This window comes from Streptomyces sp. NPDC005533 (assembly GCF_042871845.1).
Taxonomy (GTDB): domain Bacteria; phylum Actinomycetota; class Actinomycetes; order Streptomycetales; family Streptomycetaceae; genus Streptomyces.
Genome location: NZ_JBIAJH010000137.1, coordinates 1 through 3,345, shown reverse-complemented (window position 1 = coordinate 3,345; position 3,345 = coordinate 1). Strand labels below are relative to the sequence as shown.

The window sequence follows — 3,345 nt, the reverse complement described above, 5'->3', positions numbered from 1 at the left end:
GGCGCCCGCTTCCACAACGGCCACCTCACCGACCACCCCGAGACCACCGCAGCCTGAACAACCCCACCGATCCACAACTCTTGACTATTGCTCCGGGCGATCGACGGCGAGGACGAGACGATCGCCGAGCTGGAGATGATCGTCGGGTTCGACGACGGCCTGGCCGGCGAAGCGACCAGAGGCGCCAACCGGCTACACGGCCTGCTGACCCAGATCCGTCGTCGCTGGAACGGGTCCTGGGGCCGCGGCTGCAGCACCCGGCCGTCCCCACGCTGCTCCAGCGATTCGGGCCACCGACGCAGATCCGCAAGGCCGGACGGCGCCGCCCGGTCACGCTGTGATGGCCAAAGACCCCGAAAATAGCCGAGCGGCAGTCGAGGACATCTCCGCTGCTCTGGACGAGCAGACCGCCACCGTTCCGGGAACCGAGGCGGCGACACTGATCATCCCGAGCCTGGCCGGATCCCTGACCGCCGTCCTTGACCAGCGGAGAATGCTGGCCGGACGGATCGAGGAACCCCTGGAGGCCCCCACTCTTTCGAAGGCCCCGACCTCGATGCCGGGAACCGGAGCCAGGACCGGAGCCAGGACCCTCCTCGAGGCCGGCAACGGCAGCACCTTCCCGACCGCCGGCCACCTCGCCGCCTACGCCGGACTCGCCCCCGCCTCCCGCAGCTCAGAGTCCTCGATCCGTGGAGAACAGCCGTCCCGACCGGGAAACGAACAGTTGAAAAAGGGCCTTCTTCTTCTCCGCGTTCGCGACCCTGGGCCACCCGGCCTCCCGGGCCAACTACGACACGAAGATCGCCCAGGGCAAGCACCACACCCAAGCCCTGCCCTGCCTCGCCAGACGCCGCGCCGACTCCTCTTCGCAATGCTCCGCGACGGCACCTTCTATGAACCGCGGCCGACGGCCGCGGTCACGTGACCAGCGGCTCAGCCAGGAGGACGACCTGGTCGGCCTCGACATCGAAGCCGACCAAGGGATGGCCCCGGTGAGGGGCCTTCCCTTGCTTCTCGCGATCCGCTGACAGCGTACGATTCGCGCGGTCAACGCTACCAACAGATATACCCGGTCTGTACACGGACACCGGCCCCGCCAACGACCTACGCGGCGGCCTGCTTGCGGTCGGTGCTGCTGACGACGCGCCGCGCGTGCGGCTGGTGGCCTGAACGGCCTACACCCACTTGGCAACGCTCTTGGTTCCGCCGTACGCCATTGGCTGTCGGCCATGTTACCTGCGGCTGACTGTGTGTCGCGCTGGCTTGGATCGGTTCGTCTCGCCCAACACCGCAGTGCAGCACATATCCGCATTCGACCTCCGCATGCTCGACGTAATCCGGCCCCGGATTTAAGGTCCGGACTGGAAGATCGGAGAGCCAGCACTCCCCCACCACAACGACCAGAATCTTGTGCCGAAGGTTCGGAGGACGGGCATACGCGAAGTGTCGTCGGCTGGGCCGGCAGGATAGAGGCTCAAGCCCCGGGAGATCATCGGCGCCGGGGAAGCCTGGCTGTCGGCAGCTGTTTACAGAGAAGACGGAAGACCGACAACAAGCACACTGACGGCGAGTACGGAGGTCCGCGGCGTCTCGGTCGGCGGCTTCCCCGAGAGAAGGACGCGCTCGATTTCAACGGGTTCCCAGCGTTGGGCCTTCCTGGGAGGGCCAGAGCCGTCAGTGCTCGGTTGTGGGGGAGTTTCAGGCTCTTGGTGAATTCGATGGCCGTCAGTGGGGCGCTAAGTGACCGCCTACGCGGAGTATCTACTGACCGCCGTCATCCGCCGCCGACGGCTGCGGCCTGCATGGCCTCCGCACGCGCCAGGCCGCCAGCGCCGCGAAGTCCTAGGTACGAGATCGATCTGGCAGTCACCATGCAGCGCACTGGACTAGTGACGACCCCCGCAGACGTCGAGCGGTTAGGGACTGCCGGGGCCACCCCGGGACGGCCGCCATCGGCTTAGTAACCGCGTCGGCCGTCCCGGCTCCACCCACCTCTGCACAAGACGAGAGGGGATTCGAGTATGGACTCCGCCGCGCGCACTCAGACCCGTTTCGGGCAGCATTCACCCTGACGGGTTATCACCGCAACGTCGTTGACTGGCTGGGCCGTCCAGCACTCCCCCCTGTATTTGGAGGCGCAGGGTCGTCGGCGCGAGACCGCTCAGGATGACGCATCCATCGATGAGGTCGGCGCGGTTGGATCTGGTTGGGGAGTCGCGTCGTAGGAGAGGGATGAGGCAGTCGGGTTCAGTGAAAGCCGTGTTGGCTTGGCTGTTCCGACCTCGAATCGCCCCGATACCTTCCACAGGTTCAGGTCAGGGGCGGAAGCCGACCGGTGGTAGACGGGTCTAGGCCGTTTCCTTCAGATCATCGGATCGTTGGTTGATGTGTGTCGTTGACTGATGCCCAGTGGGCCCGCATCGAGCCGTTGTTGCCGGACCGGACCCCGAAGCGGGGCGGTCGGTGGCGTGATCACCGGCAGGTGATCGACGCGATTGCGTTCAAGTACCGCACCGGCACTCCGTGGATGGACCTGCCCGAGCACTTCGGCTCGTGGAAGGGCGCCCACAACCGGCTTCGGATGTGGGCCGCCGACGGCACCTGGGGGAAGGTCTTCACCGCTCTGCTGGCCCAGGCCGACGCCGAGGGCGACCTGGACTGGGTCGTCGCGGTCGACTCCACGATCGTCCGCGCCCACCAGCACGCCGCCGGGGCCCGTCAAAAGGGGCCCCGGCCGGCGAGCCGGCCGATCATGCCCTCGGACGCTCGCGCGGCGGACTGACCACCAAGATCCACCTTGCGGCAGACAGCCGCTGCAGGCCGCTCGCGTTCGTCCTCACGCCGGGCCAGGCCGGTGACGCACCCGCGTTTACCCAGGTCATGGACCGATTACGGGTACCCCGGCGGATCGGTCGCCCAAAGATCACCCCGGACGTGGTCCTGGCCGACAAGGCGTATTCGTCCCGGGCGATCCGCTCTCACCTGCGCCGACGTGGAATCCGGGCGGTGATTCCTCAGCCCGCGGACCAGGCCGCTAACCGAAAGCGGCTCGGCAGTCGGGGCGGCCGTCCGCCGGCCTTCGACCGCGAGGCATACAAACAGCGGAACACCGTCGAGCGGTGCATCAACAAGCTGAAGCAGTGGCGCGGCCTGGCCACTCGCTACGACAAGACCGCCACCATCTACCTGGCCGGACTCCACCTCGCCGCCATCTTCATCTGGTCCGCAAGGTGATCCGAAGGAAACTGCCTAGTGTGCTGAGTCAGTAATTCGCCGGCAGTACGAGGCGAGGGACTCAAGGATCTGGTCGGCTGTCTTCGTCCAGACGAAAGGCTTGGGGTC

1 protein-coding gene and 1 pseudogene are annotated in these 3,345 nt (G+C 66.7%); both read left to right on the top strand.

Going from position 1 to position 3,345, the window contains the following annotated elements; translation table 11 throughout:
* Positions 1-90: 90 nt before the first annotated feature.
* Positions 91-928: pseudogene (locus ACFYP3_RS37250) on the top strand (transposase); the annotation flags it as partial.
* A gap of 1,464 nt (positions 929-2,392) precedes the next feature.
* A protein-coding gene (locus tag ACFYP3_RS37245; RefSeq protein ID WP_388842529.1) for an IS5 family transposase occupies positions 2,393-3,237 on the top strand; the annotation gives its coding sequence in 2 pieces (ribosomal slippage) (positions 2,393-2,723 and positions 2,723-3,237; 846 coding nt in all).
* The last annotated feature ends 108 nt before the right edge of the window (positions 3,238-3,345 follow it).